General features: G+C 38.2%; 12 protein-coding genes. 8 read left to right on the plus strand and 4 right to left on the minus strand.

The features are described from left to right. Positions 1 to 48: 48 nt before the first annotated feature. Positions 49 to 1995: a DNA primase gene (gene dnaG / locus ACE1ET_RS05815; protein WP_375727423.1), complete on the minus strand. Its 1947-nt coding sequence runs from the start codon at positions 1993 to 1995 to the stop codon at positions 49 to 51. Then, positions 1988 to 3355, minus strand: a complete 1368-nt coding sequence (locus ACE1ET_RS05820; RefSeq protein WP_375727424.1) for a UDP-N-acetylmuramate--L-alanine ligase — start codon at positions 3353 to 3355, stop codon at positions 1988 to 1990. Before ACE1ET_RS05820 ends, dnaG begins: the two co-directional genes overlap by 8 nt. A gap of 201 nt (positions 3356 to 3556) precedes the next feature. Here ACE1ET_RS05820 and ACE1ET_RS05825 point away from each other — a divergent pair, with 201 nt between their 5' ends. The 5 genes from ACE1ET_RS05825 (at position 3557) to ACE1ET_RS05845 (ending at position 9753) form a co-directional block, all read left to right on the plus strand. Then, positions 3557 to 6820: a TIM-barrel domain-containing protein gene (locus tag ACE1ET_RS05825; RefSeq protein ID WP_375727425.1), complete on the plus strand. Its 3264-nt coding sequence runs from the start codon at positions 3557 to 3559 to the stop codon at positions 6818 to 6820. 10 nt (positions 6821 to 6830) lie between these two features. Continuing rightward, complete coding sequence (locus ACE1ET_RS05830; RefSeq protein WP_375727426.1) at positions 6831 to 7268, plus strand: YybH family protein; 438 nt, start codon at positions 6831 to 6833, stop codon at positions 7266 to 7268. 74 nt (positions 7269 to 7342) lie between these two features. Continuing rightward, on the plus strand, positions 7343 to 8311 hold the full coding sequence (locus ACE1ET_RS05835) for a tocopherol cyclase family protein (RefSeq protein ID WP_375727427.1): 969 nt from the start codon (positions 7343 to 7345) through the stop codon (positions 8309 to 8311). A 118-nt stretch (positions 8312 to 8429) separates the two neighbouring features. Further along, positions 8430 to 9224 carry an NYN domain-containing protein gene (locus ACE1ET_RS05840; protein WP_375727428.1) on the plus strand — a complete coding sequence of 265 codons (795 nt, stop codon included), beginning with the start codon at positions 8430 to 8432 and terminating at the stop codon, positions 9222 to 9224. A gap of 49 nt (positions 9225 to 9273) precedes the next feature. Further along, the gene (locus tag ACE1ET_RS05845) at positions 9274 to 9753 is read left to right on the plus strand and encodes a GyrI-like domain-containing protein (protein WP_375727429.1); all 480 of its coding nucleotides are present in this window, start codon (positions 9274 to 9276) and stop codon (positions 9751 to 9753) included. A 19-nt stretch (positions 9754 to 9772) separates the two neighbouring features. On the opposite strand, the gene ACE1ET_RS05850 is transcribed toward ACE1ET_RS05845, so the two are convergent. Further along, positions 9773 to 11140 carry an Ig-like domain-containing protein gene (locus ACE1ET_RS05850; protein ID WP_375727430.1) on the minus strand — a complete coding sequence of 456 codons (1368 nt, stop codon included), beginning with the start codon at positions 11138 to 11140 and terminating at the stop codon, positions 9773 to 9775. Between the two features lie 194 nt (positions 11141 to 11334). On the opposite strand from ACE1ET_RS05850, the gene ACE1ET_RS05855 reads away from it, so the two are divergent. The 3 genes from ACE1ET_RS05855 (at position 11335) to ACE1ET_RS05865 (ending at position 13948) form a co-directional block, all read left to right on the plus strand. Continuing rightward, positions 11335 to 12255 (plus strand): bile acid:sodium symporter family protein, encoded by a 921-nt coding sequence (locus ACE1ET_RS05855; protein ID WP_375727431.1) that lies wholly within the window; start codon positions 11335 to 11337, stop codon positions 12253 to 12255. Positions 12256 to 12702: 447 nt separating this feature from the next. Further along, complete coding sequence (locus ACE1ET_RS05860; RefSeq protein WP_375727432.1) at positions 12703 to 13422, plus strand: hypothetical protein; 720 nt, start codon at positions 12703 to 12705, stop codon at positions 13420 to 13422. A gap of 295 nt (positions 13423 to 13717) precedes the next feature. After that, positions 13718 to 13948 (plus strand): hypothetical protein, encoded by a 231-nt coding sequence (locus tag ACE1ET_RS05865; RefSeq protein WP_375727433.1) that lies wholly within the window; start codon positions 13718 to 13720, stop codon positions 13946 to 13948. A 65-nt stretch (positions 13949 to 14013) separates the two neighbouring features. Here ACE1ET_RS05865 and ACE1ET_RS05870 read toward each other — a convergent pair whose 3' ends face one another. Beyond that, entirely contained in the window at positions 14014 to 14661 is a 648-nt protein-coding gene (locus tag ACE1ET_RS05870) for a hypothetical protein (RefSeq protein WP_375727434.1), read from the minus strand. Between the last annotated feature and the right edge of the window lie 105 nt (positions 14662 to 14766).

The following is a 14766-nucleotide window of genomic DNA, read 5'->3' on the forward strand; positions in this document are numbered from 1 at the left end:
TAGTCTTGCGTCTTATATCTTGTGTCTTATATCTTGTGTCTTATATCTCTAAATAACTATTCTTCCGCCCAGTATGCTTCCCAACTGTTTTTTTACCTCATTCAGATTTTGAATCTCTGTCATGGTCTGCATCAGTACTTCACTGTCTTTTTCCGTTTTCAGAAGTTCCAGCTTTTGGTTCAGTAATGTCTGAACCACTTTTAGTTTAAAGTCATAAACCACCCTTGGAACAAGTTCAGATAAGCGTTCTTCTGTTGTTTCTATACTGGCTGATTTGGTATATATCTTACTTAATACATGTTTTTCAGTGGTCAGATCCACGGCAAGTTGTGCAACATCAGGATGTGCATGATTGGTAAAAAAACGCTGTGGATCGAACCCCTCGTTTTCAGCATTTTCACGATACAGGTCAAAAATTTTCTGATAAAGAGGAATACTGAGTTGCAGGTCATCTTCATCGATGGATTTAATGATGAAATCGCTCACTTTGATCCCAACATTTTCTGCAACTTCTCCCTTGTCATCCTGAACTTCAAAATTGATTTCCAGGTTTCCGTAACGAACCAGGTATTTTATCAGTTCATATTCTTCGTAGTTTACTTCAGTTCTTTGGTGTTGAACCTGAGGTGTTTGATGTGTCTGAATCGTAACCTGATCCTGCTGCTGGTACGAGTTACGTTTATACTGTTCGTTCCTGCGTTGTCGGTTTATCTTGTTGATTTCGGTGTATAGTACCTCTTCGCGTACATCCAGCAGGTTACTGCATTCTTTAATATAAACGGATCTGATAATGCCATCCGGAATAATAGCAATGGATTTGACAATATCACCAATAAGCTGGGCTTTTCTTACCGGATCACCCTTGGCACTTTCCAGCAAAAGTTTCGTTTTGAAATGGATGAAATCCGTTTCGTTTTGCCCGATATAGGCAATCAGTTCTGTTGAGCTGTGTGATTTGGCAAATGAATCCGGGTCCTCGCCATCGGGAAGTAGCAGCACCTTTACGTTGATATTTTGTTCAAGTATCAGATCAATTCCGCGGATAGAAGCATTAATTCCCGCCTGGTCGCCATCGTAGATTACTGTAATATTACTTGTGAACCTACTGATCAGGCGAATTTGATCGGGCGTCAAAGCTGTTCCTGACGAAGCCACCACATTTTCAATCCCAGACTGATGAAATGAAAGTACATCGGTATAGCCTTCCACCAGGTAGCAGCGGTCCTGTTTTACAATTTCCTTTTTTGCATGAAAAATCCCGTACAGAACACGACTCTTATGGTAAACCTCCGATTCCGGTGAATTCAGGTATTTGGCTGTTTTGGCATCCGATTTCAGAATCCGACCGCCAAAACCAAGCACTTTGCCCGAAAGTCCGTGTATAGGAAATATGACCCGACCACGAAACCTGTCGCTTTGATAATTTTCACCTTTAACTGTTAACCCGGTTTTTACAAGGTAATCCAGTTTGTATCCGTTTGAAAGTGCTTCCTGTGTAAGTGCATCTTTTTTTTCGGGTGAGTAGCCCAGTTGAAATTTTTCAAGAATGGTTTCAGTGAAACCACGCTCCAGAAAATAACTCAGTCCAACAGCTTTGCCTTCATCCTTTTTCAGCTGATCCGAAAAATATTTAGCAGCAAATTCATTGACCACCATCATGCTTTCGCGGTCATTCTGAAATTGTTTTTCTTCAGTTGTCAGCTCTTTTTCCTGGATTTCGATATTATATTTCTTTGCCAGAATCCTAAGTGCTTCCACATAAGATATCTGTTCTACTTCCATCAGAAAATTAACGGCATTTCCGCCTTTGCCACAGCCAAAACACTTACATATGCCCTTGGATGGCGAGACTGTAAAAGACGGTGTTTTTTCATCATGAAAAGGACACAACCCGATAAAATTCACCCCTCTGCGTTTCAGGGTTACATACTCCGAAACCACCTCTTCAATGCGAGCCGCATCATGAATCTTTTCTATGGTAAACTGATCAATCATATTTTTCTGCCAATTCCAGTGCAAAGGTAGCTAAATCCACGCCGTCAAAATTGCCCGAACTCATTAATAAAACGACGCAATTTCGTAAATCCTTTGTTTTAAGGTTAGTTATAAGTTGATCCGAATGATCATAAACCGTTACATTCTTTCCGTTGAATCCATTGGCTACGTCCTGCTTTGTTATGGGATCCAGCTTTTTATGTTCAACCACATGCGGATTAAAATACACGTTGGCCTCATCAGCTTTTTCCATTGAGCCGGAGTACTGTGGTAAAAAATCTTTTTTCAGACTGCTGAATGTATGCAGTTCCATACAGGCGATAACGGTTTTATCGGGATATTTAAGTTTAACCGCATCAACGGTTGCCTTCAGTTTGGATGGAGAATGGGCAAAGTCAAGATAAACGGCCAGGTTATCGTTTTTAGCCAGAGTCTGTAAACGTTTGCTGGCTCCCATGAACGATTCAATTGCAGCATAAAAATCTTTATCGTTTACACCTAAAGCCTTGCAGACATTTCTTGCGCCTTCGATATTTTGCAGGTTGTGTTCCCCAAATACATTCAGGGGGACAGGACCATATTCTGTTTCCAGATTCATAACTTCGTTAATCACCTTATATTTAGGTGTACCGTACGGTGTTTTTCTAATATCACTTCTTGACTGACGTGCAATATGCTTCAGTATTTCGTCTGCCTCAAAATAGACCAGTTCACCTCTTATCTCAATGAGTTGCACAAAGGTCTGAAACTGCATCACATATTCATCAAAAGTGGGAAATACGTTGATATGGTCCCAGGCAACGCCGGAAAGGAGTGCAATGTGTGGCTGGTATAAATGGAACTTCGGACGCATATCGATAGGCGAGGACAGGTATTCGTCCCCTTCGAAAACAGCAATTTCTGCATCGTGGCTAAGCCTTACCATGGTGTCAAAGCCTTCCAGTTGAGCACCAACCATGTAATCAAAGTTAATATTTTGATGGCGCAGTACATGCATTACCATAGACGTGATGGTAGTTTTGCCATGACTGCCACCAATTACCACACGTTTTTTATCTTTTGTTTGTTCGTAAAGATATTCGGGATAAGAATAAACCTTAATGCCTTTTTTCTGCGCTTCCAGCAATTCAGGATTGTCTTTTCTTGCATGCATTCCAAGTATAATTGCATCCAGTTCTTTTGTGATCTTTTCCGGATACCAGCCCCATGCTTCCGGAAGAATACCGGCCGCTTTTAACCGTGACTTTGAGGGTTCAAATATCTCATCATCCGACCCGGTAACCTCGTAACCTTTATGATGAAGGGCAAGGGCAAGATTGTGCATGGCACTGCCTCCAATGGCTATAAAATGAATTTTCATTCGTATGCTCTGTTTTATATGAAGTCGCAACGCTAAAAATAGAAAAAAATGAATGGAGAAAATCTTAAACCCATCATGAAATATGAATAGTTTTCAACCTCAAGTATTATAAGTCCGAATATGAGTAAAATAGAAGGTCTGGTTATATTATAAATATGTAACTTTATTTTTTTTTAATCCTGTTGCTAACATTTTATTATAATGAAAACGCTTGCTTTTCCTGTGCTGCTTAGTTTTATCGTAACATTTTGTGCCTTTGCCGTTGAATATGATCCTGTGGCTGATCCGAATGCAGTTGTCATATCCGGAAACGCAAGGTTTACGGTATTAACGCCACGGGTGATCCGGATGGAATGGGCACCTGGTGGATCTTTTACGGATAATGCAACGCTAACCTTTGTAAACAGGAGGTTGCCCGTTCCGGAATTTGAAACTAAAGAAACGGATGGGCAATTAGTTATAAGGACCGGTGTATTAACCCTGACCTATAAAACCGGATCAGGCAGGTTTACAAAAGAGAATCTGAATGTAGAATTTAGTCCCTACGGAAACAAAGGAACATGGTGTCCCGGAAAGGCAAATCCCGGAAATTTACTGGGAACAACACGCACGCTGGATAACGTGGATGGTGCGCCTGAAAGCCTTGAGCAGGGCATAATTTCGAGGGATGGATGGGTGATGGTCGATGATTCGGATCGTCCTTTGTTCGATAATTCAGACTGGCCCTGGGTGATGGCACGACGGGAAATTGGTCAGCAGGATTATTACCTGTTCGTTTACGGAACTGATTATAAAACAGCTTTAAAGGATTTTACAGCAATTGCCGGTAAAATTGCTCTGCCACCTAAATTTGCTTTCGGTGCATGGTGGTCCAGGTATCGTCAGTACACCGATACTCAATTCAGGGATCTGATAGATGAATTTGAGATGCATGATGTACCTCTGGATGTGTTGGTTATAGATATTGACTGGCATTACAGATCGCTTCCGCAATTTTTTAAAAACGGACAGCTTCAACGGGATCAGGCAGGAGAAACCTTTGGCTGGACAGGTTATACCTGGGATACGGATTATTTTCCCGATCCGAAAAAATTTCTGCAATGGACGAATGAGAAGGATTTAAAGACTTGTCTGAATCTGCATCCCGCGTCCGGTATTCAGCCTTTTGAAGCCAAATATCCTGAAATGGCAAAGGCCATGGGCATTGATCCGAAAACAAAGAAATACGTGCCGTTCGATATCACCGATAAAAAATTTGCGAGCAATTATATGGACATTATACTGCATCCTTTTGAAAAGGATGGGGTGGATTTCTGGTGGCTGGACTGGCAGCAATGGGGAAATACAAATATCCCAGGCGTTAATCCCACTTTTTATCTCAATTATGTGCATTACAGCGATATGGAACGTCAGGGTAAAGCACGGCCGTTAATTTTTCACCGCTGGGGAGGACTGGGGAATCATCGCTATCAGATCGGTTTTTCAGGTGATACCCATATTACCTGGAAATCATTACAATATCAGCCATATTTTACAGCTACAGCAGCAAATGTTGGTTTTGGCTACTGGAGTCATGATATTGGCGGTCACATGGGAAAACCTGGCTCCCCCGAATTGTACACACGGTGGATACAATGGGGTATTTTCAGTCCGATATTCAGAACACATTGTACGTCAGATACTGCACTTGAACGTAGAATATGGGCTTACCCGCTTGATTATTTTAAAATTATGCGCGATGCCTATCAGTTAAGGTATACCATGATCCCATATATTTACAATGAAGCATATTATACCTATGAATCGGGCGTATCAACTGTCCATCCAATGTATTATGACTATCCCGGGGATGAAGAAGCTTATCAGTTTACGCACCAATATATGTTTGGGCGCGACATGCTGGTTGCTCCGGTGACAAAGCCACTAGGGAAGGATAGTTTGTATACGATGCAGAAGGTTTGGTTACCAAAGGGTAGTTGGTTTGAAATGAGTAAGGGGAGTCTGTTTAATGGTGATCAGATTATTGATTTCCCTTGTACAATTGAAGATATTCCTGTGTTCATAAAGGAAGGTGCAATAATACCTATGCAGACTAAAATGAAACGGGTTAAAAACGGGACAACAGATCCGTTAATTCTTTCTGTGTATCCGGGAAGTTCAGGGAGTCTAAGATTATATGAAGATGAAGGGAATAATAACAACTTTAAAAACAGTGCATTTTCTGTAACACCGGTAACTTTTATTAAAGACACAAACAAATTAAGACTGACTATTTCACCTGTTGAAGGCTCATTTCCAGGTATGTTTTCAAAGCGGGCTTATGAACTTCGCTTTCCCAATACATTTCCTCCGCTAAGTGTCCTGGTAAATGGTACAGCTATGAAATACAGTAAAGAACAGCAGTTCGGCTCATGGTTTTATAACGGCAATACATTTGATTTGGTGGTTTACGTTCCGGAGCAATCAGTAAATAAACGGGTGAATGTTGAAATTGAATTTTCTGATAATGATCCTGCCATGCTCTCTGAAATGAGAGGGCGATTAAAATACATGCGTAACTTTGAGGATTTCAGGGTGACACATGGCTGGGACAGAGGAAAGTTTCAGTCCGGAGATATAACGGCACTTTCACAGTTTGGTCAGTTCATAGAATATTATCCAGAAAAACTCAATGCAGAAATACACCGGTTTAATTCACGCTGGAATAATGCATTGAAGGTGATACAGGAAGTTGCTATGAACCAACCTGAATATTTACCACAATACGATTTACTAAAGTTGTCGGGGAATATTGCCGAATGTCCGGAAATACAAACAAGGAAGGTTAATAACGGATCAGAAGAAAGAGTTTTGGTGGATATAAAGTCAACTCCGAATGCACATATATTTTATACACTGGATGGAACTGAACCAACTGATAAGTCGAAGTTGTTTACTACACCTTTAAATTTAAAGTTGCCCATGACAATACAGGCTGTTGCTTATCCTGGTGGTAATGGTGCGTGCAGTGCCGTGGTGTCAAAATCTGAATTTCACCAAAATACAGGACTGCGATATAAACTATATAGGGGAAGCTGGAGTGAATTGCCTGAATTCAAAAGGATTGAACCCGTGGATTCAGGATCTTGCGTCACGATTAGTTTAAGCAAGATCCCTACTCCGGGAACTGATTATGGACTATTTTTTGAAGGTTTTCTGGATATTCCAGCCACCGGCACATATACATTTTACCTTGCCTCGGATGATGGCAGTAGATTTTACATTGATAACACTGTAGTTGTTGATCACGATGGTTTGCATGGTTTGACAGAAAAAGAAGGAGCGCTGAAACTAAAGAAAGGGAAACATCCTCTAAAAATTGAATTTTTTCAGAAGGGTGGAGGAGCTGATCTTTCAGTTCAAATGGAATCATCCAAAATTCAACGCACAGATATTGTACCTTATTTTGTAACAAAAAATGACTAACATTTTAAGCATGAAAATACTTTTAGCATTTGTTTTATCCGGGATCTTATTATTTTCCTGTAAGTATAAAACTGAAAAGGAAGAAATGAAGTCAGAAATAATTCAAACAGAGAAAGCATTTGAAAACATGGTGGCAGGAAAGGGGCTTGCTGAAGCTTTCTTCTGTTTTGCAGATGAAAATGCTGTCATAAAAAGATTAAATGATACGCTGATTTCCGGCAGGGAAAACATAAAGGCATACTACACTGATCGTGGCATCGATCCCCTAAGCCTTACCTGGACTCCGGAGTTTGTGGATGTGTCTGATGATGGTACATTAGCTTACACTTACGGGAGGTATATATGGAAGGCCCTTTCAGAGACAAATGATACAGTGAAATTTGAAGGTGTTTTTCATACCATATGGAAGAAGCAAAAGGATGGAAGCTGGAAGTATGTTTGGGATTAAAAATTTAATCCTTACATTTGAAATATAACCTCAAACAAACACTTATTGCTCCGGAAAACTCTAAATAACAGTTTATGTTAAGTAAGTTCAGCGTACTGTTCCATCCGGAACGTTATCAGGGAATTGGAAAAACAAAACGATATTTTGAGGGGTGGTATTATAAGCTGATTACTGCCAACGAGAAAAAGGCAATAGCCGTTATTCCCGGAGTTGCGATGGATAAAAAGGGGACCCGGCATGGGTTTATTCAGGTCCTTGACGGGAAGGAAAATTCTTCGGAATACTATAAATTCGATTATTCAGCATTCAGTTACAAAACCGACCGGTTTGAGATACAACTTGGTTCCAATCTTTTTACCCCGCAAAGTTTAGTACTCGACATGCCGGAAATTTCTGGCTCGCTCACCTTCAGTAATCCTGTGGAATGGACGGATCACTTTTATGCTCCGGGAATTATGGGACCTTACACATTTGTGCCTTTTATGGAGTGTTACCACGGTATTATAAGTCTGGATCACGACATAAGCGGGGCATTGAAATATAAAGGGCAAGAGGTAGATTTTACAGATGGGAAAGGATATATCGAGAAGGATTGGGGGCATACCTTTCCATCCGCCTACTTCTGGATACAAAGCAATCATTTTTCAAATGATGGAATTTCCTTTAAAGCCTCAGTTGCAAAAATTCCATGGCTCCGCAGTTCATTTACAGGTTTCATCGCTGGTGTTTGGGTCAATAATAAGTTATATAAATTCACTACTTATAACGGAACCAAACTTTTAAGGTCATTTGCTGATCGCAAATGCGTTAAGCTGATGTTTAAGAATCGACATTATGTACTAACAGTTTTGGCTCACCGTGAAAATGAAGCAGAACTGGCTTCTCCTATTGCCGGATTGATGGAAGGCCGGATTAATGAAAGCATGACATCCGAAATTGACATCAGGCTCACAGATAAAAAGGGAAATGTTATATTTGAGGATAGGGGAAGAAATGCAGGGCTTGAAGTAGCAGGAAATATAACTGAAATTTTTACTTCTTAAATGTTTCTGGATTTGGATTCGGTTCATTAAAACAATAAAAATAAGTCTGCACCACAAAGTATTCAGCTGAGAAATACAGTCCCCATTAATTATAACTACCTTTACACAAACAAAAAATATGAATTTAGCAATCTTAATTGACGGGGATAATATCCCGTCGGCATACATTAAAGAAATGATGGAAGAAATTGCCAAATACGGTAATCCTACCATTAAGCGCATTTACGGTGACTGGACCAAACCTAATTTATCCAAATGGAAGAACATACTCCTTGAAAATGCCATCACTCCAATACAGCAATATGGTTATACATCAGGTAAAAATTCAACGGATTCAGCCATGATAATCGATGCAATGGATATTCTTTATTCTGAAAAGGTAAACGGATTCTGCCTGGTTTCGAGCGATAGTGATTTTACTAGACTGGCTACCCGTTTAAAAGAAGCCGGGATGCTGGTTATTGGCATTGGAGAGAAAAAGACACCTAATCCCTTTATTGTTGCCTGTGATAAGTTTATTTACATAGAAATTCTTAAGCATCAGTCTAAGGAAAGTGATTCCGGTAACGATAAGGATGATAATAAAGATTCCGTAGATAAAATAACTGTCCGGGAGATTAAACTGATTGCCACTACCATTTCTGATCTTTCGGATGATGATGGTTGGGCATTTCTGGGTGATGTGGGGAGTTTACTACAGAAAAAACAACCAAATTTTGATTCCAGAAATTACGGCTTTCAAAAACTGACTCCGTTGATTAAATCCATTGGTGAATTTGAACTGGAACAGAGAGATAATCCCAAAAGTAAACATAAACTGATTTATGTAAAGAATAAGGAAAAAAAGAAAGCAACGGTAAAAAGAAATACCCGAAGAAAGACAACACCAAACAAAACAAACGCTAAAAACTAGTGGATTTTAATACAGATTTTATTATGATCCGGTTGCTAAGTTAACCCATATGAACCCTGAAATAGTTACTATAAAAGAAAAAATGTTCATTGGCATGACCATGGAAATGTCCTATGCAGATAATAAAACACATGAACTTTGGAGATCTTTCATGCCAAGACAGAGTGGGATTGAAAACACATTAAATAATGATCTGATTTCGCTTCAGATTTATGAACCGGGATTTTTTGAAACCTTTAATCCCAAAAGGATATTCAGAAAATGGACACTTCGGGAAGTCAGCCGTTTAGTGAATATTCCTGAAGGCATGGTCACTTTTAAGTTACAGGAAGGAGCCTATGCTGTATTTATTTACAAGGGTTTACCTGCAAAGGCTCAGCCATTTTTTGATTATATCTTCCGCGAGTGGTTGCCAAATTCAGAATATATGCTTGATGACCGGCCGCATTTTGAAGTTTTGGGTCCAAAATACAGCAACAATAGTCCCGATTCAGAAGAGGAAGTGTGGATCCCTGTGAAACTAATGTAAAATAATTCCTTCTGTGATCTTACTCCGGTCTTACAATAAATGAAAATGTATATGGTTCATTCAGAGCCGTTCCGTACAGGTCTTTTGCTTCTGTTCCAATTGTGATCGTATATTTTTTGTTATGCTGCAAATCCTGATTTGGGTCGAATCTCATGGTCGTTTTTGAATTACCGTACCAATCCAATGTGCCCGAAACAGAGGGTGAGATACTAATGGCATTTTGCACCGTTGATTTCTGCATATAGGTGTTGAAATAAAAATATATCGCCGTGGATTCCGATACAAAAACTTCACCATTTTGGGGAGAAGTGTTTGTAACTCTTACAGGTGAAGTATTAAAAGAAAACTGAAACGGATTGCCGAGTTCAATCCCATCAGCATCTTTAGCCGAAGCGCCAATAGTAATATCGTATGTTGTTTCGGCATGTAAAACGCCTCCCGTATAAATGGTTAAATGGTTTTGTGCCGGCCATATGAGTATGGCATCTGATTCAGGGGAAACGGTAAGTGCCTGTTCAGTTGAAACCTGATCCATATTCCGTGGAAATGAAATCTGAATTCCCTGGGTCATTATGAGGTCCACCTCGTTATCACCATTACTGGGACTGCTGAGTATAGCATTTTGTGTACTCTCGGACTGGATGGTACTAAAACTGAATTCAAGAGGAAAGCGCAAATGATTTCCGGATGTGTCCTGAGCTTCAGTAGATAATGTGACGGCATAGGTAGTATCCACATAACTGTCTTTTTGACTGACCTGGTAGCTAAAAGCTGTAATTTTACTGTATGTGGTAATTGTTGAACCGGCATCATATCCCCAGTTCGTTGCATCGTTGCTGTAGTATATACGGTTAGGAGCTGTTGAGTATTGTCCCCAATGAAATATTCCGTCTGTTGAGGGAGTTGTAGAGAACGCCTTTTCAACACTTTCACGATCCATGGGCTGTGTAAAAATTATGGAGATTGTCAGACGTGAATACTGGTTATTATAGATAATTTCAGACTTATCTTCGGGATAGTGAGATGAGATGAGGTCAGGTACCGTTGAGAGGTCAATTTCGCCAACATACGTATTTCCTGATGCCAGAACATTTACATTATGAAGGTTGTATTTACGGAACATATCTGCATTAACGGTTAAATCGTAGTTTCCAACGGGTAAATTTTTTATTTCAAATGAACCGTCAACCGGATTAATCTCAGTGGAATCAATCCCGTTAACCTGACTGACGACTACCTTTGCCTTGCTGTCAGTTTGTAACACTTTTCCAACAATATTGCCCTGGACGGCACTGCCTGAATCTGATCCATTATTATCGAATCCATTTTCCTCGCATGCATAAAGCATGGTGATAAGAAACATAAGTACTAAAACACCGTATTTCATAATATCAGTTTTAAGTTGGAATTATAGCATTAATTTCAATACATCATTGATAATGATGTGAATAAATAAGATTTGGTTGCATCAAATTGCGGATTAATTTTATGTGATAAGACAAGTTGGCTCTCACAGCAACAAAATTAAGGTTCTCTGTTTTATATCATACATAATTGTACCTTTATGCCCGAATCTTTTGTATGGGCAAAAATATCTTTAAAAAAATAGAGCAGAATTTCGGATTCTGGATGCTGTTATTCTCGGTTATTGGTTTTTTAGTACCAGACCTGTTCAGCTGGGGAACCAGTATTACAGATAAACTGTTGATGTTTTCGTTCTTTTTGGGTTGCTTACGCATAGACTTTGAAGAAGCAGTTCATTTGAAATCCAACTGGGGCAAACTCATCCTTTTTACTTTTCTGAACCTGGTGGTATTACCCGTATTACTTTATTTTATTACTCCATTTCTGAATGTCGAAACCCGGACAGGACTATTCCTGATTATGGCTGCCTGCGGAGGTATGCTGACTCCCTTGATTGCCAGTTTCGTGGGTTTGAATGTGCTCTGGGCCGTTGTTTATGTGGTCATATCCTCCTCATTAATACCGTTTGTTTTACCTCTTCTGGTAAAGCTTATGTTTGGAATAAGCATGGAGATATCAGGATTGGATATGATTCTTTTTCTGGCCAAAATAGTTTTTCCTCCAGCACTTCTGGCCTATGTTTTCCGTAAATATTTTTCGGGTTTATCTGATCGGTTTATGCGTTATTCTGGAACGGTTGGCAGCATCAATATGTCCTTTTTTATAGCCATCGTTATTGCACATAATCATGCATTTTTAAGCCAGCATCTGTTTCAGTGGGATACAATTCCATTGCTTTTAATGCTGACCTCCGTATTTGTGATCCGGTATTTAACCGGCTATGTTATGCCTGCAGCCAATAAAAAAGAGCGCTGGTCGAATGCACTACTGTTTGGAGTTATGAATAACGGACTTATCATATTGTTTGCCAACAACTATTTTTCAGAAAGGGTTATGTTTGTAACCTTGTTGTCTGAGGTGCCATGGATCCTGGCACAACCAACTTTCTCTAAAGTCTACATGAAGTTAAAGAAATAGACATTCGGAAGTTTTGATAGTTCAGGTTGTGTTAATGTGAGCATATTAATTTGATATAATCAGTGTAGTTTATTAATTTTTTACATAATTGTGCTTAAGTCGCTAATCATGACGAATTCTGCTTTTTACAAAAATGTAACCGGGATTGATGCTACACTAACTTATATGATCTTTACAGTACTGATCATTGTTTAATTCACAAATAAAGCCATATTAATAATAATTTCAAGAGTTTAATCAGCAAATAGTTTGCCCTTAAGTTGCTTATTATTTGAAATTTTGTTAATTATGTATAATTATTCTAGATAAAAATAGAGTTTTACAATCTCTCCGGATAACTCATTGTTGTAAAAAATTTATATGAGTTAAAGAAGTCCTCGGTTACCTGTTAAATTGATTACATTATTCTAAAATAAAATTATAACAGATATGTCGTTAAAGAAAATAATGTACAGAATAATTGCTGTTATAAGTACTTGGTTATTTGCATTTAATGGGTACACCCAGGAAATACATAACAAATTTAATATTTCCTTATTTGTGGGTGGTTCAATGTTAGGTGCAAAAAGTAGCTTGGTATCAGAAATGATAGCTTCCGGTTTTGATGATACATCACCTGGTGGTTGGTTTGGTGGTCCAACAAAACATCCTAATACAACAAAAGTTCCTGTATTTGATTTAGAGGCCGCTTATTTTTTTTCCGAAAAGGGAGGAATCACCATAAATGGTGGAATGGCAGATAATGTTGAGGTTAATGGATGGGAAGATATTGGTATAGGAAATTACTTGTTTTTAAAAAGTGAGTTGTGGTCGTTATCTGTATGTTATACATATCGAACAATTAATCAGCTACATCATTTTTATGCTGGTCCTTCTTATTTTAAGCATGATGTAAAGGAAACCAGTGTGACGGATAACCCTGAATATAGTTATAATAAATTTGGGGGCTACCTTGCGTATTCTTATCATATGTTGAACAAGGAAAAATGGTTTTTAGCACTAAAGATTAAATTCAGTTGGACACCGGGGTCCATTGTCGGGCCATACATAAAAGAGCATAGAACCGGTATTGCTACAAGTACACCAGAAACCCATACTTCTGTATTCCCGGAAACAAAAATAAACCTAACAGTTATTAATCTGGGGCTTTCAATAGGATTGCAATAGGTGATGGATGTAAAGAAATAGTTACAGTTCCCCTTATTTATGAAGTAAGACATCTAATAAAGATGAAAGGTATCATACAAATTAAAAGTCGGGATTAACATTTTTAACAAGTGTTGTTTTTATTTTAATGATAAATTCTGCAAAGTGACAGGTAAAAATAAAATTTATGGTTATGCAATAAATCCTACGTTAGGAATTTATAATATAGCTGGAATGGTAGGTGGTTTAGAGTTGAACATGTTGAAAAGTGGGTTTATCTATAGTATGGATTTATTTTTAAAAAAATACTGAAGTTATGAATAGTATGAGAATGATGATAGGCAGGTTCAAGGTTAAATCCTTATTCAGGTTTCAATATCAGGCCGGATTGGCTGCTATTTTGGGACGTAAAACTACGTACTGTTCGCCAGAAGAGTTTTTTGATTCCACTGTTGAGCAATTTATTACGGCAGGTTTGGTATCGAAACTTGGATTTAAAATAATTCCGTTATACTTTTTGCCAATAACTATTTTTCAGAACAGGTAATGATTGTAACCTTGTTTTCAGAGATTCCCTGGATACTAAAGTGCTAATTTCGATATATCAGAAAACTATTTTGAAAGGATAACTTCAAAATCTACCGTATCAAATACTGTTGTCAGAATAGATGAATCTACTATGATCTGTTCGTTCGGAATATAGTCCGTATAATTAATGAGAATTTTTAAATTGTTACTAACTCCTCCAATAGTTTTTGTAATAAATGATGTATCCTTAAATGCTTTGCAGAATATCTGGTTATTAATAAACCCACTTCTGAATATAACTTGATCATTAAATATGGGGGTGAAATTAATTTCTAACCATTTAGCGGAATCAATTTTATTAATTATATGTGTTTTAATGTAACCATGGGGAAATAGAACAAGATTGACGTCCTGGTAAGGCAGGGGTAAACTACCATTATCTTGAAAGTAAGAATCTTTGGTAACAGATAAAGAATATTCATAATCTTTTACCGGACTGTAATGAAGAATAAAATGTCCATCGTCATTTGAAAAGACAGAATCTTTTATAATAGAGTAATGGCTTTCTGTAAACCACGAATAGCGCCATTCAAGGAGCTGTATCTTAGCATGTTTTATTTTTTCGTAGGTCAGGGCATCACTTATATATGCTTTAACTTCTATCCTGTTTTCAGCCTTTTCACATGAGAAAGAAACAACTATTAAAATACTTAATAAAAGTAGCTTATACATAGTTTTGTATATTTACCTGTCGTTATAATAAATTTACGATAAAAATTGCATGTAATTTAAGTTATTATAAAAAATGTAATTATGTCTGCTATCCATCCTTTAAAG

The sequence above is a fragment of the Quyinboa mangrovi genome, assembly GCF_042219825.1.
In the GTDB taxonomy this organism is placed as follows: domain Bacteria; phylum Bacteroidota; class Bacteroidia; order Bacteroidales; family UBA5342; genus JBHJHP01.

Bases quoted from the DNA above. Each gene is read 5' to 3' on its own strand.
- ACE1ET_RS05850 (WP_375727430.1), bottom strand. From the start codon at position 11,140: ATGAAATACGGTGTTTTAGTACTTATGTTTCTTATCACCATGCTTTAT.
- ACE1ET_RS05845 (WP_375727429.1), top strand. From the start codon at position 9,274: ATGAACCCTGAAATAGTTACTATAAAAGAAAAAATGTTCATTGGCATG.
- ACE1ET_RS05825 (WP_375727425.1), top strand. From the start codon at position 3,557: ATGAAAACGCTTGCTTTTCCTGTGCTGCTTAGTTTTATCGTAACATTT.
- dnaG (WP_375727423.1), bottom strand. From the start codon at position 1,995: ATGATTGATCAGTTTACCATAGAAAAGATTCATGATGCGGCTCGCATT.
- ACE1ET_RS05860 (WP_375727432.1), top strand. From the start codon at position 12,703: ATGTACAGAATAATTGCTGTTATAAGTACTTGGTTATTTGCATTTAAT.
- ACE1ET_RS05855 (WP_375727431.1), top strand. From the start codon at position 11,335: ATGGGCAAAAATATCTTTAAAAAAATAGAGCAGAATTTCGGATTCTGG.
- ACE1ET_RS05865 (WP_375727433.1), top strand. From the start codon at position 13,718: ATGAATAGTATGAGAATGATGATAGGCAGGTTCAAGGTTAAATCCTTA.
- ACE1ET_RS05820 (WP_375727424.1), bottom strand. From the start codon at position 3,355: ATGAAAATTCATTTTATAGCCATTGGAGGCAGTGCCATGCACAATCTT.
- ACE1ET_RS05870 (WP_375727434.1), bottom strand. From the start codon at position 14,661: ATGTATAAGCTACTTTTATTAAGTATTTTAATAGTTGTTTCTTTCTCA.
- ACE1ET_RS05830 (WP_375727426.1), top strand. From the start codon at position 6,831: ATGAAAATACTTTTAGCATTTGTTTTATCCGGGATCTTATTATTTTCC.
- ACE1ET_RS05835 (WP_375727427.1), top strand. From the start codon at position 7,343: ATGTTAAGTAAGTTCAGCGTACTGTTCCATCCGGAACGTTATCAGGGA.
- ACE1ET_RS05840 (WP_375727428.1), top strand. From the start codon at position 8,430: ATGAATTTAGCAATCTTAATTGACGGGGATAATATCCCGTCGGCATAC.